Raw genomic sequence first — 19,348 nt, 5'->3', positions numbered from 1 at the left:
TCAGTTCACGAAGACGACGGCTCCGCCCTGGGTGGTGTCCTTGACGGGGCCGTACTTCGCGCTGAAGTAGCCGTTGGCCGGGCAGGTGCCGGGGCCGCTGGCCTTGGTGAACTGCTGGTTGGCGAAGGTGAGCGAGTTGTCGGTGTTGGACGGGGTGGCGGTCAGGCTCGCCGCGCGGTAGACGCACGTGGTCACGCCGAGGATCGTGTTGATCTTCAGGGTGGTCTGGATCGGGCCGGTCGCGCCGGCCGTGACCTGCAGGGTGCCGCCGCTCGTCACGGAGGTGGCGTACGGCAGGTTGTTGACCGTGATGCTCTGCACGCCCGTGGCGCCCAGGATGTTCGTGGTGCAGCTGCTCAAGGTGTGCGCCGTCAGCGTCTCGGTCGCCGTGCCGGGCGCGGCCGGGTTGGTGTCGACCGTGGCGGTGAAGGCCGAGGCGTTGCAGGTGATGCCGGTGCTGCCGCCGAGGGTGGTGGCGATCTTGGCCTGGCCGCCGGAGGCGAGCGAGGCGGTGAGCACGTCGCCGGCCGCGACGGCCGGGCCGCCGGCGCTGCCGGTGGTCAGCACCTCGCCCGCGGCGGCGGTCGCGTGCGCGGTGGCGGTGAGGGCGGCGGTCAGCGTCGCGGCCACGGCGAGACCGGTGGAGGTGAGAAGGGCGCGCTTGCCCATGGGGGTTCCTTCCTTCGGAGGGTGACGTAACGCGGCGGTACGCGTGGGCGGGGTGTGCGGGTGGTGCGTACCGGGGGATCCGGTTGCGTTCTCGCGCACGGCCGGTCCGGGCACGGCGGAGTGCCCGGAGGGCGTGATGGAGTGCGCGGCTCGTGCCACCGCCGGAGCGATCCGGCGCCACGGATGTCCCGGCGGCGGTGTCCTGTTGCGCTTCTGGGCGTGATACTCGGTGCGGGGCTACAACTCCGGCCGCTGTGGCCTGAGTTGGTGCGCCCTGCACCTGGTGGAAAACCCATGAGGGTTGTAACTCCGCCCGCCGGTGCCGTCAACACCCCGGGAGGTTGTGGCCGATGGACGTCGTCCGTGACGCCGACGAGGTGTTCGTCCTGCCCGGAGCCCGTACCGGGCGCGAACCGGAGCGTTCGCTGCGGCCCGGTCCGCGGCGGCTGACCGCGGAGCAGGTCGCCTCCCGGCAGCGGGAGCGGCTGCTCGACGGCGTCGCCCGCACGGTCGCCGCCAACGGCTACGCGGGCGCCCGGATCAGCGACATCTGCCGGGCCGCCGGAGTGACCCGCCCGGTCTTCTACGAGCTGTTCTCCGGCAAGGAGGACGCCGTCATCGCCGCGTACCTCGGCGGCACCCGGATCGTCGTCCGCGCCATGGAGCAGGCGTACGGCGCGGCCGGCGGGGCGGCCGCCTGGCCCGCCGCGGTACGGGCCGGGCTGGGGGCGATGCTCGATCTTCTCGCCCGCAACCCGGTGTTCGCCACGATGGTCGTCGAGATCGAGTGCGTCGGGCCCGCGGGACGCCGCGCCCGGGCCGAACTTCTGGCCAGTTTTCGCCGGTTCTTCTCCGACGCCCCGCCGGCGCCCTCCGGCGTGGAGCGGGGCGAGTTGGTGGACGCGGTGGTCGGCGCCGTGCACGCGGCGGTGCACCGCACGGTCGACGAGGGGCGTTCCGAGGCCCTTCCCGCGTTGCTCGACGTCCTCGTGCATGTGGTGCTCACGCCGTTCCACGAGAGGTAGATCCCGACAACAAGCGGTTTCTGCACGGCAATTGACTCGCGAGTAATAACGGGCGTACGTTGCCGGTCCGGTTCCCTGCGGCACGGCTGCCTCTGTACGAGGAAGACCCACGGCAGGTCGGGGAACCGTCGTCGTCCGCGCCAGGACACGCCGCGCAGGTCTGTTTCCTCATCTATGTCAGGAGCACCTCATGGCACTGTCCGAAGCATCCCGCGGGCCCTTAGGGCCCGAGCGCCGCGGCCGCGTGCGCTACCGCCGGGCCGCCTTCATGGGCTTACCGGCCCTGGTCGCCGCGGCCGGCCTCGTCGTCCTCACCGCCCAGGGCGCGCTCGCCGCCCAGTTCGCCATCTCCGGCATGCCGTTCACGGTCGCCGCCGACTCCCTGGAGGGCCGGGGCTTCGGCCAGTTCGGAGGCCTGGACAACATGGCCGAGGGCAGCCCCAACGCCGGCGACACCGGCGGCCAGGTCCTGGTCATCGTCACCGCGATCCGCCAGGCCGAGCTGACCAACCTCTGCCAGAGCGTGGAGCTCGGCGGCACCTTCCTGAAGATCACCGCCGGCGACAAGGGCACCACCGTCAAGGCCTCCGGCCTGACCACCGACTCCACCGACATCACCGGCAAGCTCGCCGCCTTCGACAACATCGAGATCGGCGGCGACGCGTCGACCTTCGACAAGCCCCCGGTCAAGGGCCCGCTCGGCAGCTTCGGCCAGCAGGCCGACACCGTCACGCTCAAGGACCTGCGGCAGACCAACTACGCCACCACCGCCGCCCGGTTCACCCTGCCCGACCTGCACATGACCTTCGCCTCGGAGGGCTGCTGACGATGATGCAGGGCACCGAGGGGACGGCCACCGCCGTGGACGACGTCACGCGTCGCCGTACGCATCCCTGGGCGGCCTTCCGCCGCTGGCGGCACCGCCGGCCGTTCGGTGCGGGTCTCGCCGTCGCCCTCGGCGGCGGCGAGATCCTGCTCACCCAACGCGCCAGCATCTCCGTGATCCTGACCGCCGGCGCCGACAGCCTCATCGGCTACGTCATGCCCGTGATCATGGTCGTCTGCGGGCTGCTGATCGTCTTCAACCCGCGCCAGCGGCTGTTCTACTCCGTCGTCGCCGTCCTCGCCTCCCTCGCCAGCTGGCTGACCTCCAACCTCGGCGGCTTCTTCATCGGGCTGCTGCTCGGCGTGGTGGGCAGTTCGCTCGCGTTCGGCTGGGACCCCGACCAGCCGGCCCGTGCCCGCCGCCGGTGGCTGCGCCGGAGGAAGGCCGTCTGACCTACGCCGGGAACCGTCTGTCCACCCACCGCCAGGAGAACTCGAGCAGCGCCGCACCCGCCGCCGCGATCGCGACCGCCGTCCACGGCATCGTCACCCCGACCAGCTTCAGCGCGAAGAACTCCTGCAGCCACGGCACCACCAGCACCAGCAGGAACGCCCCGCCCATCGTCGCGACCAGCGCGATCCGCCACCAGGTGTACGGGCGGGCGATGATCGCCAGCACCCACATCGACACCAGGAACAGCGTCAGCGTGGCCGCGCTGGTCTCCGCGTCCAGTGCGCCCGTCCCGCTGTAGTGCGAGCGGGCGATCAGGTACGTGGTGAAGGTCGCCGCGGCGGCGATCACACCGCCCGGGATCGCGTACCGCATCACCCGGCGCACGAAGTGCGGCTTCGCCCGCTCCTTGTTGGGCGCGAGGGCGAGGAAGAACGCCGGGACGCCGATGGTCAGCGTGGACAGCAGCGTCAGATGGCGGGGCAGGAACGGGTACTCGACCTGGGAGCAGACCACCAGGATCGCGAGCAGCACCGAGTACACCGTCTTGACCAGGAAGAGGGTGGCGACGCGGGTGATGTTGCCGATGACCCGGCGGCCCTCGGCGACCACCGACGGCAGCGTGGCGAAGCTGTTGTTCAGCAGCACGATCTGCGCGACGGCCTTGGTCGCCTCGGAGCCCGAGCCCATGGCCACGCCGATGTCGGCGTCCTTCAGCGCGAGGACGTCGTTGACGCCGTCGCCGGTCATGGCGACCGTGTGGCCGCGGGACTGCAGCGCCCCGACCATGTCCCGCTTCTGCTGCGGGGTGACCCGGCCGAACACCGTGTGCGCGTCCAGCTCCTGCCCCATCGCCTCCCGCTCCTCCGGCAGACCGCGGGCGTCGACCGTGTGCGCCGCGCCGGGCAGGCCGAGCTTGCCGGCGACCGCGCCGACCGACACCGCGTTGTCCCCGGAGATCACCTTCGCGGCGACGCTCTGGTCGGCGAAGTACTCGAGCGTGGCCGCGGCGTCCGGCCGCAGCCGCTGCTCCAGGACGACCAGGGCGGTGGGCCGGGCGCCCTTGGCGACCTCCGGGGAGTCCAGCTCGCCGGCGGCCCGGGCCAGCAGCAGCACCCGCAGGCCCTCCTCGTTGAGCCGGTCGGTCTCGGCGAGCGCCGGGTCCCCGGGCGGCAGCAGCACGTCGGGTGCGCCGAGCAGCCAGGTGGAGGACTCGCCGTCGCCCTCGCTGAAGGCGGCGCCGCTGTACTTGCGGGCGGAGGAGAACGGCAGGGACTCCGTGCAGCGCCAGTCCACGCTGTCGGGGAAGGCGTCGATGACGGCCTGTAGCGAGGCGTTGGGCCGGGGGTCGGACTCGCCGAGCGCGCCGAGGACCTTCCGTACGTACGCCTCGTTCGCGCCGTCCAGGGTGCGCAGCTGGGTGACGTCCATGCCGCCCTCGGTGAGCGTGCCGGTCTTGTCGAGGCAGACGACGTCGACGCGGGCCAGGCCCTCGATGGCGGGCAGCTCCTGCACCAGGCACTGCTTGCGGCCGAGCCGGATCACCCCGATCGCGAAGGCGACGGACGTGAGCAGCACGAGGCCCTCGGGGATCATCGGGACGATGCCGCCGACGGTCCGGGCGATCGACTCCTTGAAGTCGGTGTCCTTGACGACGAGCTGGCTGACGATGAGCCCGATCGCGGTCGGGACCATCATCCACGTCACGTACTTGAGGATCGTGGAGATGCCGGAGCGCAGCTCGGAGTGGACGAGGGTGAAGCGGGACGCCTCCTCGGCGAGCTGGGCCGCGTACGCCTCGCGCCCCACCTTCGTGGCGGTGAACGCGCCGCCGCCGGCGACCACGAAGGAGCCCGACATCATCGGATCACCGGGCTTCTTCAGTACGGGGTCGGCCTCGCCGGTGAGCAGCGACTCGTCGACCTCCAGGCTGTCCGCCTCGGCGACCTCGCCGTCCACCACGATCTTGTCGCCGGGCCCGAGCTCGATCAGGTCGCCGAGCACGAGCTCGGAGGTGGACACCTCGCCCGTGACGCCGTCGCGCCGGACGGTGGGCTTGGCCTCGCCGATGACGGCGAGCCCGTCGAGGGTCTTCTTGGCCCGCAGCTCCTGGACGATGCCGATGCCGGTGTTGGCGATGATCACGAAGCCGAAGAGGCTGTCCTGGATGGGCGCGACGATGAGCATGATCACCCAGAGCACGCCGATGATGGCGTTGAAGCGGGTGAAGACGTTGCCGCGGACGATGTCGGCGGTGGAGCGGGAACTGCGCAGCGGTACGTCGTTGACCTCGCCGCGGGCGACCCGCTCGGCGACCTCGCCCGAGGTCAGTCCGGCGGCGCGGTGCACGACCGGAGGCCGTGACCGCGTGTCGCCGGGTCGGCCGTCTCCGCCGGTGTCGATCTTCGCCCGCTGGGTCATGTCTCCGACCGTACGGCCGGAACGACGGGTTCACCCGCCGAGCGAGGGGAAGTTCAGACCGGGGTAGGACGGAAATCGTCCCGTGGTGCTACGAGGTCTCCCCGGCCGCCGCCGGCCCGCCCCCCGCCGGCCCGCCCGCTGCCGCCGCCCGCTTGATCGCGGCGTCGCGCTTGCGTACGTACCAGATGCCGATGAGGCCGAGGCCCGCGCCGGCGAGACAGGTCCAGATCCACGAGGTCGCGTTGTGGTCGGCGAACCAGCCGTAGAAGGGGACCTGGACGAGGAACAGGACGAACCACAGGATCGTGCCGCCGCTGATGGTGGCGACGACGGGCCCCTCCAGGGGCTCGGGCGCCTCGTGCTTGGGGGTCCACTTGGCCATGGGGTCAGTTTAAGGGGAGGCCCTGGGGGGTCTACGCGCGGAGATAGACGCTCTTCCGCTTATGTGTTCATACTGAAACGGTTTGCCTCTGGCGCGATTCCCTCGTATGAACCGCCAACGAGGATCCCCCAAGAGGACCCTGAGGACCCTTTTCATGAGCACCACGGCCCCCGCCAAGGCCATGTCTCCCGAGCCGTCCGCGCCCCAGCAGCCGGCCTCGGCCCTCGACCGATACTTCAGGATCTCCGAGCGCGGCTCCACCGTCGCCCGCGAGGTCCGCGGCGGCTTCGCCACCTTCTTCGCGATGGCCTACATCATCGTGCTGAACCCGATCATCCTCGGCAGCGCCAAGGACATGTACGGGCACCAGCTCGACAGCGGCCAGCTGGTCACCGCCACGGTCCTGACCGCGGCCCTGTCCACGTTGCTGATGGGCGTCATCGGCAACGTCCCGATCGCGCTGGCCGCCGGCCTCGGCGTGAACACGGTCGTCGCCCTCCAGCTCGCCCCGCGCATGTCCTGGCCGGACGCCATGGGCATGGTGGTGCTCGCGGGCGTGATCGTGATGCTGCTGGTGGCGACGGGGCTGCGGGAGCGCGTGATGAACGCCGTCCCGGTCGGCCTGCGCAAGGGCATCGCGATCGGCATCGGCCTGTTCATCATGCTGATCGGTCTGGTCGACTCCGGCTTCGTCTCCCGCATCCCGGACGCCGCCCACACCACCGTCCCGCTGCAGCTCGGCGCCGACGGCCACCTCGGCGGCTGGCCGGTGCTGGTGTTCGTCCTGGGCACCCTGCTCACCCTCGCGCTGATCATCCGCAAGGTCCCCGGCGCGATCCTGATCTCCATCGTGGTCATGACCCTCGTGGCCATGGTGGTCAACGCGGTGGCGAAGGTCCCGTCCTGGGGGCTGACGACGCCGGAGTGGCCGGGCAACCCGGTCGCGAGCCCCGACTTCGGGCTGGTCGGCGAGGTCAGCCTGTTCGGCGGCTTCGAGAAGGTCGGCCTGCTCACCGGCGGCCTCTTCGTCTTCACCGTGCTGCTGTCCTGCTTCTTCGACGCGATGGGCACGATCCTGGGCGTCGGCGACGAGGCCAAGCTGACGGACAAGGACGGCAACTTCCCCGGCATCAACAAGGTCCTGCTCGTCGACGGCCTGGCCGTCGCCTCCGGCGGCGCGACCTCGTCCTCCGCCACCACCTGCTTCGTGGAGTCCACGGCGGGCGTCGGCGAGGGCGCGCGCACGGGCCTGGCGTCGGTGGTGACGGGTGCGCTGTTCTCGGTGGCGCTGTTCCTCACGCCGCTGGCCACGATGGTGCCCTCGCAGGCGGCCACCCCCGCGCTGCTCGCGGTGGGCTTCCTGATCCTGGCCGGGTCGGTCAAGGAGATCGACTGGAGCGACCACACCATCGCCGTGCCGGCGTTCCTGGCGATGGTGATGATGCCGTTCACGTACTCGATCACCAACGGCATCGGCATCGGCTTCATCGCCTTCGCCGTGCTGCGGCTGGCGGCCGGCCGGGGCCGTGAGGTCCCGGCGGCCATGTACGTCGTCTCTGCGGTGTTCGTCTTCTACTACGCGATGCCGGCGCTCGGCCTCACGTAAGCGGTTCCGACGTACGGCCGTAGAACTTGTCGGTCTCGTCGACCGCGGCCTTGAACCTCTCGTCGAAGTCGTCGCGAATGAGCGTCCGAAGGACATAGTCCTGGACGCTCATTCCGCGTTTGGCGGCATGCCCCCGGAGCCGGTCGAGCAGCTCACCGTCGATGCGCAGGCTGAGCACTGTCGATCCCATGCGTGTCAGGGTCGCGGCAGGGGGTGGTCCGATGCGTCACTTTCCGGCGGGGTCTCACTCATTTGGGTGACACATTCAACGACTGCGCATGGCCTGGTGGGGGCCGGAAAGGGTCGGCCGGGGATTCGGCCGGGGATTCGGCCGCGATTCCGAGTGGTCTTTAGGTAGGGTAATGAGTTACGCTAACGACATGCCTGACCTGTCCCACGGCACCGCCGAAGACACGGCGGCCGTGAACGCGCTCCGCTCCGCGGTGATGCGCCTCGGCCGACGACTGAAACACCAGCGCGTCGACGAGTCGCTCAGCCCCACCGAGATGTCGGTGCTCGGCACCCTCCACCGGTGCGGCTCGGCCACCCCCGGTGAGCTGGCCCGCAAGGAGCACGTGCAGCCGCCGTCCATGACCCGCATCGTGGCGCTGCTCGAGTCCAAGGGACTGGTCCGGCTCGAGCCCCATCCCGACGACCGCCGGCAGAAGGTGGTCAGCCCGACCGACGTGGCCGAGGCCATGCTGGAGGAGAGCCGCCGCAAGCGGAACGCCTGGCTGGCCGAGCTCGCCGAGGGCCTGGACGAGGACGAATGGGCGCGGCTGCGTGCCGCCGCACCGGTCCTGGAGAAGCTCGCACACCTCTGACCCGCCCAGCCGAGGAGGCGACGCACCTTGAGCACGGGACCCGGAGCAGACTCCGCACCCGTCCCCACACCCACCCACGACACGACCGCGGAGCGGAGAGGAACCTTCTCCTCCCTCAGGATCCGCAACTACCGCCTCTTCTTCACCGGAGCGATCGTCTCCAACACCGGCACCTGGATGGCCCGGATCACCCAGGACTGGCTGGTGCTCACCCTCACCGGCTCCTCGGCCGCCGTCGGCATCACGACGGCGCTGCAGTTTCTGCCGATGCTGCTGTTCGGCCTGTACGGCGGCGTGCTCGCCGACCGATACCCGAAACGGCTCATCCTCCTGTTCAGCCAGGGCGCGCTCGGCCTGTGCGGGCTCACGCTCGCGGCCCTGACCCTGTCCGGACACATCCAGGTCTGGCACGTGTACCTGGTGGCCTTCCTGCTCGGCATGGTCACCGTCGTCGACAACCCGGCACGGCAGTCGTTCGTCTCCGAGATGGTCGGACCGGAGCAGCTGCGCAACGCGGTCTCCCTGAACTCGGCGAACTTCCAGAGCGCCCGGCTCGTCGGCCCCGCCGTGGCCGGCCTGCTGATCGCCTCGGTGGGCAGCGGCTGGGCGTTCCTGCTCAACGGCCTGTTCTTCCTCGCCCCGCTGACCGGACTGCTCCTGATGCGGCCCGCGGAACTGCACCGGACCGAACGCGTACCCCGCGGCAAGGGGCAGCTGCGGGAGGGCCTGCGGTACGTCGCGGGGCGGCCGGAACTGATCTGGCCGATCGTCCTCGTCGGCTTCGTGGGCACCTTCGGCTTCAACTTCCCGATCTGGCTGACGGCCTTCGCGGACGACGTGTTCCACGTCGGCGCGGGCACCTACGGCCTGCTGAACACGCTGATGGCGGCCGGTTCGCTGGTGGGCGCCCTGTTCGCGGCGAAGCGCGGCAGCACCCGGCTGCGGGTCCTCGTCGGCGCGGCGGCGCTGTTCGGCGTCCTGGAGGTCCTGGCGGCGGTGGCGCCGACGTTCTGGCTCTTCGCACTGCTGCTGGTCCCGATCGGCATGGTCGGCCTCACGGTGAATGTGACCGCGAACTCGGCGGTCCAGCTCGCGACCGACCCGGTGATGCGGGGCCGGGTGATGAGCCTGTACATGATGGTCTTCGTCGGCGGCACCCCGATCGGCGCGCCCGTCGTGGGCTGGCTCACCGACGAGTACGGCGCACGCGTCGGCTTCGCCACCGGCGGCCTGATGACACTCGCCGCCGCCGCGACGGTGGGCCTGATCCTGACCAGGGCGGTCGGCGTCAAGCCGCGGCTGCGCTGGCACCAGGGCCACCCCCGGGTCGACCTGGTACGCCGCCGCCCGGAACAGGCCCTGGAGCCGGCGGCGTAACGGGCCGACCGCCCGTCCCGCGCCACGGGACGGGCGGGGGCCGGTCAGACGCGCTGCTCCAGGACCTGGCCCGGCCAGGCGCCGACGGTGAACTCCTGGGTGCGGCGGAAGCCCTGGGCCTCGTAGAACTCGACCAGGCGGCCCTCCCCGCCCGCGTAGCAGTCGACGCGGAGCAGCGAGACGCCCCGGCGGCGGGTCTCCTCCACCGCGTGCGCCAGAAGGGCCGCGCCCACGCCACGGCCGTGGAATCGGCCGTCGGTCACCAGGAGGTGTACGTACACCTCCGGCTCGTCCGCCGGGTCCACGTACGAGGTGGGGTGCGGCGTCAGCGTCACCGTGCCCGCCGGCCGGCCGTCCAGCTCCGCGATCCACGGCGTCCCCGACGCCACGATCTCCGCCACCTTCTCCACGGACGTCTGCCGCGCCGACCACGGCTCCGTCCCCCACTGCTCCGTGATCCCGCGCGCGTTCAGCCACACCACCGCGCTGTCGAGCATCGCCAGTATCGCGGGGACGTCGTCCGCCCCGCCCTTCCTGATCGTCATCGCCATGCCCCGAGGCTAGGGGGTGTCAGACTCGCGCCATGAGGCTTTTCACCGCCGTCCTGCCGCCGCCCGACCAGCTCGCCGAGCTCGCCGCCGAGGTCGACGTGCTGCTCGGCCTCCCCGGCTCCGACGCCCTGCGCTGGACCGGCCGCCCCGGCTGGCACTTCACGCTCGCCTTCATGGGCGAGGTCGACGAGGCTCAGCTCCCGGACCTCCGCGCCCGCCTCGCCCGCGCCGCGCACCGCACCGCGCCCTTCCCGCTCCGCCTTCACGGCGGCGGCCACTTCGGGCAGCGCACCCTGTGGACCGGTGCGGCCGGCGCGCTCGACGAGCTGCGGCTGCTCGCCGAGCGCTCGGACGCCGCCGCCCGCCGGGCCGGTGTCCCCATGGACGAGCACCGGGCCTACCACGCCCACCTCACGCTCGCCCGCGCCCGCACCGGCGTCCGCGCCGACCTGCGGCCCTTCGCCGAGGCGCTCGGGCACTTCGAGGGCGGCCGCTGGGAGGTCCCCGAGCTCGTCCTCGTCCGCTCGAACCTCCCCGCCGGCGGCGTCCCCGGCGAGGGGCCCCGCTACGAGACGCTCGACGCCTGGCCCCTCGGGGGCGGTCCCGTCGCCGGAGACCGCCCGAGTTAACCTCGATGCGTGGATCCGAAGACCCGAAACCAGATCATGGCCGGCGTGCTGGTACTCCTGTTCGCGATCATCGCGGTGGCGTCGGTGACGGGCCGGTAGCAGCGCGGCACCGGCCCGGCCCCCCTCACCAGGCGAAGGCCTCCGGGGACGGCCCCGGCCCCGGGAAGATCTCGTCCAGGGCCGCCAGGACCTCGTCCGAGAGCTCCAGCTCCACCGCACGCAGCGCGCCGTCCAGCTGCTCGGCGGTCCGCGGGCCGACGATCGGGCCCGTGACACCGGGCCGCGTGAGCAGCCACGCCAGCGCCGTCTCGCCCGGCTCCAGACCGTGCTTGTCGAGCAGGTCCTCGTACGCCTGGACCTGCGCCCGCACGGACGTGACCGCCAGCGCGTCCGCCGACCGGCCCTCCGTACGCCGCCGCCCCTCGGCCTCCTTCTTCAGGACGCCGCCGAGGAGACCGCCGTGCAGCGGGGACCAGGCGATGACGCCGAGCCCGTACTCCTGGGCCGCCGGGACGACCTCCATCTCCGCGCGCCGCTCGGCGAGGTTGTACAGGCACTGCTCGCTGACCAGGCCGACCATGCCGCGCCGGGCGGCGGCCTCGTTGGCCTGGGCGATCTTGTAGCCGGGGAAGTTGGACGAGCCCGCGTAGAGGATCTTGCCCTGCTGGATCAGGACGTCGATCGCCTGCCAGATCTCGTCGAAGGGGGTCCGGCGGTCGATGTGGTGGAACTGGTAGACGTCGATGTAATCGGTCTGCAGGCGCTTCAGGCTGGCGTCGACGGCGCGGCGGATGTTCAGCGCCGAGAGCCGGTCGTGGTTCGGCCAGCGGTCGGCCTCCCGCTCCATGCTCCCGTACACCTTGGTGGCGAGGACGGTCTTGTCGCGGCGGCCGCCGCCCTGGGCGAACCAGGAGCCGATGATCTCCTCGGTGCGGCCCTTGTTCTCGCCCCAGCCATACACGTTTGCCGTGTCGATGAAGTTGACGCCCGCGTCCAGGGCGGCGTCCATGATCGCGTGGCTGGTCGGTTCGTCTGTCTGCGGACCGAAGTTCATCGTGCCGAGGACCAGTCGGCTGACCTTGAGTCCGGTGCGTCCGAGCTGCGTGTACTTCATGGGGAGCAAGCCAACTGCTTCGAGTCCGCTCCAGGCAAGACCCGGTCCGGCGCTCGCGGTGAGCGCCGGACCGGATCGTGGAACTCCGCCTGCCTAGAAGGTCAGGTTCCAGGCGTCGATCCTGCCGACGTCCTGTGCGGCGTTGTCGTTCACGCGCAGCTTCCAGACGCCGTTGGCGACCTCCGCGGAGGCGTTGACCGTGTACGTCTGGACGAGGTTGTCCGTGCCGCCGCCGGCCCGGTTGTGCAGGGTGTAGACCGTGCCGTCCGGGGCCACCAGGTCGACCTTCAGGTCGCCGATGTAGGTGTGCTTGATGTCGACGCCCACCTTCAGGGCGGCCGGCGCGTTGCCGGTCACCCCGCTGACGGTGATCGGGCTCTCGACCGTGGCGTTGTCGGCCACGGCGACGTCGGCGAGGTTCTCGAAGTACGCGCCGGGCGGCGGGGTGCTGCCGGAGACGGCCTTGAGGGCGTCGACCTGGCCGTCGCCGAAGAAGCCGTTCTTGGCCGTGGTGCCCGTGCAGCGGCTGTCGGCGGGGCAGGCGGTGTCGCCGGCCTGCGAGTTCAGCCGGTCGCGCAGGTCGGCCGGGGTGAAGGTCGGGTTGGCGCTCGCGAGGAGCGCCGCGACGCCCGCCACGTGCGGCGAGGCCATCGACGTGCCGTTCTTGTTGCCGTACTTGCCGCCCGGCAGCGTCGAGTAGACGCCGGAGGCGCCGTCGCCGCCGGGGGCCGCGACGTCGATGACGCCGTTGCCGAAGTTGGAGTACGAGGCCTTGACGTTGCCCTTGCCCATGGCCGCGACGGTGACCACGCCCGGCAGCTCGGTCGGGATGTCGATGCAGGCGTTGGTGATCGTGCGGGTGACCGGCGTCGAGTCGTTGGGGCTCTCGGTGTCGGTCGTCTTGTTCGCCAGGTCGTAGTTCGAGTTGCCGGCGGCGGCGACCTGGAGCGAGCCCTTGCCCTCGGCGTACGCCTGCGCGCGCCGCACGCCCTCGATGATGGCGGCCTGGTCGACGTTGTCCGGGCAGTTGAACGCCCACGGGTCGGTGTAGAAGCTGTTGTTGGTGACCTTGAAGCCGTGGTCGCCGGCCCAGACGAAGCCGCAGATCGTGTTCTCGGCGAAGAACAGGCCGCTCGGCTGCTCCGCGATGCGGACCGAGGAGAGCTTCACGCCCGGCGCGACGCCGATGACGCCCTTGCCGTTCTTGGCCGCCGCGATGGTGCCGGCGACATGCGTGCCGTGGGTGTCGATGTCCCGCCACGCGCCCGGACGGGTGTCCGCCTTGCCGTAGGCGCAGGAGACGGAGTCGGCGGCGTTGAAGTTGGGCGAGATGTCCTGGTGCTGGTCGTCGACGCCGGTGTCGAGGACGCCGACCTTGACGGAGGCGGAGCCGGTGGTGACGGCCCAGGCCTGGTCGGCCTTGATCTGGGTCATGTCCCAGCGGTTGGACTCGGTCAGAGTCGTCGGCGTCTGCGTCGGGTTGGCGGGCAGCGCCGGGTTGTACGCGTCGGCCGGGACGTCGGAGGTGCGCGTCGCGCCGACCTGCTGGACGCCGCTCACGGTACGCATCGTCGAGGCGAAGCCGGCCGACGTCGAGTGGGCCACGATCACGCCGATGGCGTCGTAGGCCGCGAAGACGGAACCGCCGTTGTTCGCGATCGCGGTGCGTACGGCGGTGGTGTCACCGGGAGCGGTGATCACCAGGTAGGCGCGGGTGCCCGCGGCCCAGGCCGTCGCGGCCGCCTTCGCCTTCGCGGCAGCCGACGAGTCGGTCGTGCGCGTGGAGACGGAGGAGGGCTCGGGGGTGTCGTCGGGCGCTGCGTGGGCGAGTCCGACGGGTCCGGCGAGCGCCATGGTCGCGCCGAGCGCGACGGCCGTCACGGCCGAGAGTCTCAGCCGACGGGATATGTGGGAAAACAATGCGTCCTCCGATGGCCCGGGGCGCTGGTGGCGCCGGCCGGACCGTGTGTGGTGTGGGGAGGACGCAAGATCCCAGACGGGACCCTGCGGAAGGAAGGGTTCTGTCCGACAAGTCTGGTGATGTTACAGAGAGTTGATCTGACGGGGAGTCGGGTCGGCGTACTTCGGGGGGTCGTTGGCGTGAGGTGGACATATGCGTAGTCCCTGCGGGTGAGCTGGGCTCGGCGTCGTATCCGCCGGCCCGCGCCTCCGTTTCAATGCGAGAGGTGACCTCTACCCACGCCCTCGCCGTGGCGCTCGTCGTCGTCCTCGGCACCGCCCCCGCGGCCTCGTCCGCGGCCTCGTCCGCACCCACGGAACGCGTCCCGACCGTGTTCCTCGGCGACGGGACGGTCGGCGGCTACGGCATCGCTCCCGTCGACGAGAGCCGGCTGTCGTGCGTCCGGGCGCAGGAGAACCTGCCGGACGTGATCGAGGACCAGCTCGCCGACCAGTCGATCCTGCTGGACATCACGGCCGACGTCTCCTGCGCGGGCGCGGAGTTGCGGCACGTGTGGGAGCAGCAGGAGCTGGGCGGCGACGTGGCGCCCGCGCCGCCGCAGAAGCGGGTGCTGACGAAGCAGACGCAGTTGGTGGTGGCGGGGCTCGGGGCGCACACGCTGGGCCTCGGCCGGATCCTGAAGCAGTGCTCGGCGAAGCTGCGCGGTACGGAGGGCTCGCTGTTGCCGGACGGGCCGGTGGACACGGCGTCGAAGCCGGCGGACTGTGCCGCGTACTTCGCGAAGGGCGCGGGCGCGGACTGGCTGACGAAGCGGTTCGAGCAGGTGGACAAGGACCTGGAGAAGCTGTTCTCGGAGATCGGCAGCGAGTCTCCGTCGGCGAAGGCGGTGCTGGTCGGCTACCCGAGGCTGGTCCCGAAGGACGTGAAGCGCTGCCGGACGGTCCTGCCCGGCGGCGCGGGGCGGCCGCTCGCGGACGTCCCGGAGTCGGCCTGGCCGTTCCTGGACCAGAAGGTGCAGGCCCGGCTCAACTCCCTGATGGCGAAGCGGGCGAAGACGGCGGGCGCGGTGTTCGTCGACCTGTACGCGGCGACGGGCGCGGCCACCGCCTGCGACGGCGACGCCCGCACGACGGGAGGCCTCCTGGAACCCTCCGCGGTCACCCTCCTCCACCAGCGCCACCCGTGGTTCCTCCACCCGAACGAGACGGGGCGCGACACGAACGGCGACACGACGGCCCAGGCGATCGCGACGGGGGTGTTCGGGCGGGGGCCGGCGTGACGGCGGGTCAGTCGGTGGGGAACTCGTCGGTGGCGAGGGTGAGGCCCAGGGGAGTCTTGGTGAGGTCGATGGGGTCACCGAAGACGGAACGGTGTTCGTGGGTGTACTCCCCGTCCACGGGAAGCGTGTACAGGATGCACTTGCGGGTGTACGGGTCGACGATCAGGTACGCGGGCACCTCGGCCACGGCATACGCGTCCTTCTTCGGCCCGTAGTCGTTCATCGCAGTGGCTCGGGAGATCACTTCCGCTGCGAGCTCGACGTCCTGGGCCAGCCAACGGCCCTTGCCGTTCTTCTTCGCGTCCGCTGAGAGAAGTGTCAGGTCGGTGGCGAAGCCGTTGAGGTGGCCGGGGTAGTCGATGCGGACGTCCGACTTCAACCGCTGCCGGGGATACGCGGTCCGCAACTGGTCATAGATGTCCGCGATGATCTCCCAGTGCGTGTCTCGCTGTGGCGACATGAAGATGTGACCCCCGACGATCTCGGTCTTGTATCCCTCGGGGACAGGCATCCTCTCGAGCCACTCGAACAACATGTCCAGCGTGGGCTCGTCGTCGCTGCTCTGGGCCATCTCGATCCTGTCGTCTACGGCAGTCATCGTGGCGCTCCTCCCCGGCTGCCGATCGATACATGCAGCCGCGCCCTTCAACGATACGCACCGCCAGGGCGCACGCCGGTGGCGAGAACTCGCCAGTTGGTCGCGTCACGCGCCCCCGAGCCAGCTCGTCGCGTCGAGCCGGTATGCGGTCTCCGGAGGGACGACGGTGCGCAGGGCGGTCTCCAGGTCCCGTACGCGTTCCGTGCCCAGGGTGGACGCCCACTCGGCTCGGAGTTCGTCGAAGATCGCGGCCGAGCGGGTCAGGGCGTCCCGGCCCGACGGGGTGAGGCGGACGAGTTTGCGGCGGGCGTCGGCGGGGTCGTCGGTGCGCTCGACGTAGCCGAGGGCGAGGAGGCGGTCGACGGTCTTGCCGGCCGCCTGCTTGGACACGCCGAGCCTGCGGCCGACCTCGCTCGCCGTCGCCCCGGCCGGGCCGCCGGCGACGACGGCCTGGAGGGCGAAGCCGTACGCGGGGCGCAGGCCGGGGTGGCCCTCCTGGGCGAGGCGGGCGTGCAGGCGGTCGATGAGGGTGCGGAAGCCGGCGAAGAGGAGCAGCGGTAGTTCGTATCCGCGGCCGTCCTCCTCAAATCCCTTGCCCGCATCGACAACCTGGTTTACGTTTCTCGCGTCGAACTGGTCAACCATGTTGTCGATTCTAATCTCTTCCGGGGGTCTACGCCTTGTCTTCCACGCCGTCCGACCTGTCCACCCGCACCGCCCGCGCCGTCGCGCTCATGAAGGACTCCCCGCACACCCTCGACGGCTTCCTCAAGCTCGCCGAGATCTTCGAGTCCACCACCCTCGACGCGCACTCCCGCGAGACCGTCGTCCTGACCGTCGCCGCGCGCAACCAGTGCCATCTGTGCGTGGCGATGCACGAGGCTAAGTTCGCCGCGCTCGGCCCGGTCCCGGACCCCGAACGCCTCGCCGCCGTGAAGGAGTTCACCCTCCAGGTCCTCGCCGCCACCGGTGCGGTCAGCGACGCCGAGCTCGAGGCCTTCTTCGCCCACGGCTACACCCGCCAGAACGCCCTGGAGGTCGTCCTCGGCATCGGCGCGTACACCGTCTCGACCTTCGCCAACCGCCTGAACCGCTGCTGACGTCCCCCTGCGGCGGCCGCTCTCAGCAGGCCGCCGCGTACGGCGCTCCCACGCCCCACGCCTGGTACAGCGCGTCCGCGAAGGCCGCGGCCAGCTTGTGCTCGCCCGTGGGGCCCGGGTGCGTGCCGTCGTAGGTGTCCGTGCGCAGGTCGTACGCCGTCGGGGGCGAGGCCAGCAGCAGCGGCGACGCGGCCGTGTCGAGGTCGGCGACCGACTTGGCCAGGAGCTCGTTGAAGCGCTCGCACTCCGCCGCGAACGGCGCGTCCACCTCGGCCCGGACGTTCGGGATCACCGGCAGCAGCACCGCCCGCACCCGCGGGTTCGCCGCGCGGGCCGCCGCGACGAACGCGCGGACGTTGTCGGCGGTCTGCTCGCTGTTCGTGTAGAAGCCCAGGTCGATCAGGCCGAGCGAGACCAGCAGCACGTCCGCCCCGGTCTCCTCGACCGCCCCGCCGATCAGCGGGGCCATGTGCAGCCAGCCCTCGCCCCAGCCCGACAGATGGCGGCGGGCCGCGGCGGGGAATTCAGGGTCGGCGTACGCGTCCGATACCGCCGCGTCGGCCCCGGCCTCGTACAGCGCCGTGCGCGGGCCCACGATCTCGTACGGACCCTCCGGGCAGCGGCCGAAGTGCTGCCACATGCGGTAGCGCCACGTGTAGTCGCCGGCGCGTCCGATGGTGCAGCTGTCGCCGACGAACATGAAACGCATCAGGTCATCATCCCGGACCGCGTGGCCGGGCTGCGACGTGATCCCCAACACCAGGCCGGGCCCGTGGCAGGCTGGAGGGCATGCGATCGTCTTTCCTCGTCACCGGCGCCGTGGCCCTGCTCCTGTGCTCGGCCGCGGCCCCGGCCGCCGCCGCGGAGCCGGGCCCCGACCAGGACTTCACGATCGAGGACACCCGCATCACCGAGTCCAGCGGGCTGGCCGCCAGCCGCGCCCACCCCGGCGTGTACTGGACGCACAACGACCAGGACCAGCCGCGCGTCTTCGCCGTCGACTCCCGCACCGGCAGGACCGTCGCCACGGTCACCCTCAGCGGCGTCGGCACGCCCCGCGACATGGAGGCGATCTCCGTCGGCCCCGACGGGCACGTCTACGTCGGCGACATCGGCGACAACCTCGGCGGCTCCTGGGACCACGTCTGGGTCTACCGCTTCCCCGAGCCGAAGACCCTGAAGGACCAGACGGTCCGGGCGACGCAGTACGACGTGAAGTACGCCGACGGGCCGCGCGACGCCGAGGCCCTGATGGTCCATCCGAAGACCGGCCGGGTCTACATCGCCAGCAAGCACGAGGACGGCGGCGGCCTGTACGAGGGTCCGGCGAAGCTCACCGCCAAGGGGACCAACACCTTCCGGCGGGTCGCCGAGGTGCCCTGGGTGACCGACGGCGCGTTCTCGCCGGACGGCGGGCACCTCCTGCTCCGCGGCTACCTCATGGCCCGCGTGTACGCGTGGAACGGCGGCCGTCTCGGCGCGGACCGGTCCGTCGGCGCGCCGTTCCAGGGGCAGGCGGAGTCGGTGTCGTACACCCTCGACGGGTCGGCGGCGATGTTCGGCTCGGAGGGCACGGGCAGCCGGGTGCTCCGGGTGGAACTGGACGGCGACTCCGGCGGCGGCCCGTCCGGCTCCCCGCCCGCCGGCAGCGGCGGCACGGACGCGGACGCCGGCGGCCGGGGCGGCGAGAAGGACGGGGGCGGCTTCGGCCTCGGCATCGTCGTCCTCGCCGTCGCCACGGCCGCGGTCGTCGGCTTCAAGCGCCTGCTGCGCCGCCGCTGACCCGCCTCGCGGGCGTCAGTCGCCCGCCGCTGCGGCGCGGGCGACCAGCGCCTCGAAGCCGTCCATGACGCATGCCAGTCCGAAGGCGAACTGGTCGGTCTCGCGCGAGAAGGTGTCCTCGGCCAGGCCCGCCACGGTCGGGAACTCGCCCGAGGTCATGGCGCGTTCCAGGAACGGCGCCTGCGCCGCCCAGAAGTCCTCGTCGCTGACGCCGGTCTCCTTCGCCGCCTCGACGGCCTGCAGTTCCATCCGCGCGATGCCGGCCACGAAGCTCTGCACGGTGACGATGACGGAGACGGTCTGCCGGTCGCTCAGGCCCATGCCGTGCGGTCCGGTCAGCCCGGCCATGCACAGTTCGAAGCCGCGCAGGGTGTTGGGGCCGAGCAGCGACCGGGCCTCGTTGACCTTCAGCAGCCAGGGGTGCGCCCGGTAGAGGGCGAGGTGGCCGCGGGCCAGGCCCTCGACCGTCGTCCGCCAGTCCGCCGGCGGCGCACCGGGCCCGTCCGTCCCGGACTCCGCGGCCAGTGACTCGCCCTGCACCCGGTCGAGCATCAGGTCGAGCAGCTCGGTCTTGCCGGGGACGTACCGGTACAGCGACATCGTCCCGACGCCCAGCTCCGCCGAGACGCGTCGCATGGACACGGCGTCCAGCCCCTCCGCGTCCGCGAGCGCCACCGCCGTCCCGACGATCCGGTCGAGGGTGAGCCCGGGCTTGGGGCCCCGGCTGGGGCGCTCGCCCGTGCCCCACAGGAGGTCGAGGCTGCTGGTGATCGTCTCCTTCATGGTCCTCACCT

Annotated in this window: 21 protein-coding genes; 10 read left to right on the top strand and 11 right to left on the bottom strand. The window is 71.4% G+C overall.

The window, feature by feature from the left end; all coding sequences use genetic code 11:
• Positions 1–669: a Tat pathway signal sequence domain protein gene (locus ACGFMM_RS08375; RefSeq protein WP_393644359.1), complete on the bottom strand. Its 669-nt coding sequence runs from the start codon at positions 667–669 to the stop codon at positions 1–3.
• A gap of 350 nt (positions 670–1,019) precedes the next feature.
• Between ACGFMM_RS08375 and ACGFMM_RS08370 the strand changes: the two genes are divergently transcribed.
• The 3 genes from ACGFMM_RS08370 (at position 1,020) to ACGFMM_RS08360 (ending at position 2,972) form a co-directional block, all read left to right on the top strand.
• Positions 1,020–1,694 (top strand): TetR/AcrR family transcriptional regulator, encoded by a 675-nt coding sequence (locus tag ACGFMM_RS08370; RefSeq protein WP_393644358.1) that lies wholly within the window; start codon positions 1,020–1,022, stop codon positions 1,692–1,694.
• Positions 1,695–1,884: 190 nt separating this feature from the next.
• Positions 1,885–2,520 (top strand): DUF6230 family protein, encoded by a 636-nt coding sequence (locus tag ACGFMM_RS08365; protein ID WP_393644356.1) that lies wholly within the window; start codon positions 1,885–1,887, stop codon positions 2,518–2,520.
• Between the two features lie 2 nt (positions 2,521–2,522).
• The gene (locus ACGFMM_RS08360) at positions 2,523–2,972 is read left to right on the top strand and encodes a DUF6114 domain-containing protein (protein WP_393644354.1); all 450 of its coding nucleotides are present in this window, start codon (positions 2,523–2,525) and stop codon (positions 2,970–2,972) included.
• Between the two features lies 1 nt (position 2,973).
• On the opposite strand, the gene ACGFMM_RS08355 is transcribed toward ACGFMM_RS08360, so the two are convergent.
• Both ACGFMM_RS08355 and ACGFMM_RS08350 read right to left on the bottom strand, forming a co-directional pair.
• The gene (locus tag ACGFMM_RS08355) at positions 2,974–5,391 is read right to left on the bottom strand and encodes an HAD-IC family P-type ATPase (protein WP_393644352.1); all 2,418 of its coding nucleotides are present in this window, start codon (positions 5,389–5,391) and stop codon (positions 2,974–2,976) included.
• Positions 5,392–5,479: 88 nt separating this feature from the next.
• Complete coding sequence (locus tag ACGFMM_RS08350) at positions 5,480–5,773, bottom strand: DUF2530 domain-containing protein (RefSeq protein ID WP_393644350.1); 294 nt, start codon at positions 5,771–5,773, stop codon at positions 5,480–5,482.
• A gap of 154 nt (positions 5,774–5,927) precedes the next feature.
• Here ACGFMM_RS08350 and ACGFMM_RS08345 point away from each other — a divergent pair, with 154 nt between their 5' ends.
• Entirely contained in the window at positions 5,928–7,379 is a 1,452-nt protein-coding gene (locus ACGFMM_RS08345) for an NCS2 family permease (protein WP_393644348.1), read from the top strand.
• Here the strand turns inward: ACGFMM_RS08345 and ACGFMM_RS08340 are convergent.
• Positions 7,372–7,569, bottom strand: a complete 198-nt coding sequence (locus ACGFMM_RS08340) for a ribbon-helix-helix protein, CopG family (protein ID WP_393644347.1) — start codon at positions 7,567–7,569, stop codon at positions 7,372–7,374. The two genes, ACGFMM_RS08345 and ACGFMM_RS08340, sit on opposite strands and share 8 nt — an antisense overlap.
• A gap of 190 nt (positions 7,570–7,759) precedes the next feature.
• Between ACGFMM_RS08340 and ACGFMM_RS08335 the strand changes: the two genes are divergently transcribed.
• Together ACGFMM_RS08335 and ACGFMM_RS08330 are read left to right on the top strand one after the other, a co-directional pair.
• On the top strand, positions 7,760–8,203 hold the full coding sequence (locus tag ACGFMM_RS08335) for a MarR family winged helix-turn-helix transcriptional regulator (RefSeq protein ID WP_393644345.1): 444 nt from the start codon (positions 7,760–7,762) through the stop codon (positions 8,201–8,203).
• 27 nt (positions 8,204–8,230) lie between these two features.
• Positions 8,231–9,580, top strand: coding sequence for an MFS transporter (locus tag ACGFMM_RS08330; RefSeq protein ID WP_393644344.1), 1,350 nt, complete (start codon positions 8,231–8,233; stop codon positions 9,578–9,580).
• A gap of 44 nt (positions 9,581–9,624) precedes the next feature.
• On the opposite strand, the gene ACGFMM_RS08325 is transcribed toward ACGFMM_RS08330, so the two are convergent.
• Positions 9,625–10,131 (bottom strand): GNAT family N-acetyltransferase, encoded by a 507-nt coding sequence (locus tag ACGFMM_RS08325; protein WP_393644343.1) that lies wholly within the window; start codon positions 10,129–10,131, stop codon positions 9,625–9,627.
• A 32-nt stretch (positions 10,132–10,163) separates the two neighbouring features.
• Here ACGFMM_RS08325 and thpR point away from each other — a divergent pair, with 32 nt between their 5' ends.
• A complete protein-coding gene (thpR, locus tag ACGFMM_RS08320; RefSeq protein ID WP_393644341.1) occupies positions 10,164–10,760 on the top strand; it encodes an RNA 2',3'-cyclic phosphodiesterase in 597 nt (198 codons plus the stop codon).
• A gap of 124 nt (positions 10,761–10,884) precedes the next feature.
• Here the strand turns inward: thpR and ACGFMM_RS08315 are convergent, their stop codons facing one another.
• Together ACGFMM_RS08315 and ACGFMM_RS08310 are read right to left on the bottom strand one after the other, a co-directional pair.
• A complete protein-coding gene (locus ACGFMM_RS08315; protein WP_393644339.1) occupies positions 10,885–11,874 on the bottom strand; it encodes an aldo/keto reductase in 990 nt (329 codons plus the stop codon).
• A gap of 93 nt (positions 11,875–11,967) precedes the next feature.
• A complete protein-coding gene (locus tag ACGFMM_RS08310; RefSeq protein ID WP_393644337.1) occupies positions 11,968–13,794 on the bottom strand; it encodes a S8 family serine peptidase in 1,827 nt (608 codons plus the stop codon).
• Positions 13,795–14,060: 266 nt separating this feature from the next.
• On the opposite strand from ACGFMM_RS08310, the gene ACGFMM_RS08305 reads away from it, so the two are divergent.
• Positions 14,061–15,074, top strand: coding sequence for an SGNH/GDSL hydrolase family protein (locus ACGFMM_RS08305; protein ID WP_393644336.1), 1,014 nt, complete (start codon positions 14,061–14,063; stop codon positions 15,072–15,074).
• 7 nt (positions 15,075–15,081) lie between these two features.
• Here the strand turns inward: ACGFMM_RS08305 and ACGFMM_RS08300 are convergent, their stop codons facing one another.
• On the bottom strand, positions 15,082–15,672 hold the full coding sequence (locus ACGFMM_RS08300; RefSeq protein WP_393644335.1) for a Uma2 family endonuclease: 591 nt from the start codon (positions 15,670–15,672) through the stop codon (positions 15,082–15,084).
• Positions 15,673–15,777: 105 nt separating this feature from the next.
• Positions 15,778–16,317, bottom strand: a complete 540-nt coding sequence (locus ACGFMM_RS08295; protein ID WP_393644333.1) for a MarR family winged helix-turn-helix transcriptional regulator — start codon at positions 16,315–16,317, stop codon at positions 15,778–15,780.
• A gap of 89 nt (positions 16,318–16,406) precedes the next feature.
• On the opposite strand from ACGFMM_RS08295, the gene ACGFMM_RS08290 reads away from it, so the two are divergent.
• Positions 16,407–16,772, top strand: coding sequence for a carboxymuconolactone decarboxylase family protein (locus ACGFMM_RS08290; RefSeq protein WP_393644717.1), 366 nt, complete (start codon positions 16,407–16,409; stop codon positions 16,770–16,772).
• Positions 16,773–16,794: 22 nt separating this feature from the next.
• On the opposite strand, the gene ACGFMM_RS08285 is transcribed toward ACGFMM_RS08290, so the two are convergent.
• On the bottom strand, positions 16,795–17,481 hold the full coding sequence (locus tag ACGFMM_RS08285) for a GDSL-type esterase/lipase family protein (RefSeq protein ID WP_393644331.1): 687 nt from the start codon (positions 17,479–17,481) through the stop codon (positions 16,795–16,797).
• An 80-nt stretch (positions 17,482–17,561) separates the two neighbouring features.
• Here ACGFMM_RS08285 and ACGFMM_RS08280 point away from each other — a divergent pair, with 80 nt between their 5' ends.
• The gene (locus ACGFMM_RS08280) at positions 17,562–18,554 is read left to right on the top strand and encodes a WD40 repeat domain-containing protein (protein WP_393644329.1); all 993 of its coding nucleotides are present in this window, start codon (positions 17,562–17,564) and stop codon (positions 18,552–18,554) included.
• A gap of 15 nt (positions 18,555–18,569) precedes the next feature.
• Here ACGFMM_RS08280 and ACGFMM_RS08275 read toward each other — a convergent pair whose 3' ends face one another.
• Positions 18,570–19,337, bottom strand: a complete 768-nt coding sequence (locus tag ACGFMM_RS08275) for a TetR/AcrR family transcriptional regulator (protein WP_393644327.1) — start codon at positions 19,335–19,337, stop codon at positions 18,570–18,572.
• Positions 19,338–19,348 lie beyond the last annotated feature (11 nt).

Source organism: Streptomyces sp. NPDC048604 (assembly GCF_043199435.1).
GTDB lineage: Bacteria > Actinomycetota > Actinomycetes > Streptomycetales > Streptomycetaceae > Streptomyces.
This window is presented reverse-complemented; position numbering and strand designations above follow the sequence as displayed.

Bases quoted from the DNA above. Each gene is read 5' to 3' on its own strand.
- ACGFMM_RS08375 (WP_393644359.1), bottom strand. From the start codon at position 669: ATGGGCAAGCGCGCCCTTCTCACCTCCACCGGTCTCGCCGTGGCCGCG.
- ACGFMM_RS08370 (WP_393644358.1), top strand. From the start codon at position 1,020: ATGGACGTCGTCCGTGACGCCGACGAGGTGTTCGTCCTGCCCGGAGCC.
- ACGFMM_RS08365 (WP_393644356.1), top strand. From the start codon at position 1,885: ATGGCACTGTCCGAAGCATCCCGCGGGCCCTTAGGGCCCGAGCGCCGC.
- ACGFMM_RS08360 (WP_393644354.1), top strand. From the start codon at position 2,523: ATGATGCAGGGCACCGAGGGGACGGCCACCGCCGTGGACGACGTCACG.
- ACGFMM_RS08355 (WP_393644352.1), bottom strand. From the start codon at position 5,391: ATGACCCAGCGGGCGAAGATCGACACCGGCGGAGACGGCCGACCCGGC.
- ACGFMM_RS08350 (WP_393644350.1), bottom strand. From the start codon at position 5,773: ATGGCCAAGTGGACCCCCAAGCACGAGGCGCCCGAGCCCCTGGAGGGG.
- ACGFMM_RS08345 (WP_393644348.1), top strand. From the start codon at position 5,928: ATGAGCACCACGGCCCCCGCCAAGGCCATGTCTCCCGAGCCGTCCGCG.
- ACGFMM_RS08340 (WP_393644347.1), bottom strand. From the start codon at position 7,569: ATGGGATCGACAGTGCTCAGCCTGCGCATCGACGGTGAGCTGCTCGAC.
- ACGFMM_RS08335 (WP_393644345.1), top strand. From the start codon at position 7,760: ATGCCTGACCTGTCCCACGGCACCGCCGAAGACACGGCGGCCGTGAAC.
- ACGFMM_RS08325 (WP_393644343.1), bottom strand. From the start codon at position 10,131: ATGGCGATGACGATCAGGAAGGGCGGGGCGGACGACGTCCCCGCGATA.
- thpR (WP_393644341.1), top strand. From the start codon at position 10,164: ATGAGGCTTTTCACCGCCGTCCTGCCGCCGCCCGACCAGCTCGCCGAG.
- ACGFMM_RS08315 (WP_393644339.1), bottom strand. From the start codon at position 11,874: ATGAAGTACACGCAGCTCGGACGCACCGGACTCAAGGTCAGCCGACTG.
- ACGFMM_RS08300 (WP_393644335.1), bottom strand. From the start codon at position 15,672: ATGACTGCCGTAGACGACAGGATCGAGATGGCCCAGAGCAGCGACGAC.
- ACGFMM_RS08295 (WP_393644333.1), bottom strand. From the start codon at position 16,317: ATGGTTGACCAGTTCGACGCGAGAAACGTAAACCAGGTTGTCGATGCG.
- ACGFMM_RS08290 (WP_393644717.1), top strand. From the start codon at position 16,407: ATGAAGGACTCCCCGCACACCCTCGACGGCTTCCTCAAGCTCGCCGAG.
- ACGFMM_RS08285 (WP_393644331.1), bottom strand. From the start codon at position 17,481: ATGCGTTTCATGTTCGTCGGCGACAGCTGCACCATCGGACGCGCCGGC.
- ACGFMM_RS08280 (WP_393644329.1), top strand. From the start codon at position 17,562: ATGCGATCGTCTTTCCTCGTCACCGGCGCCGTGGCCCTGCTCCTGTGC.
- ACGFMM_RS08275 (WP_393644327.1), bottom strand. From the start codon at position 19,337: ATGAAGGAGACGATCACCAGCAGCCTCGACCTCCTGTGGGGCACGGGC.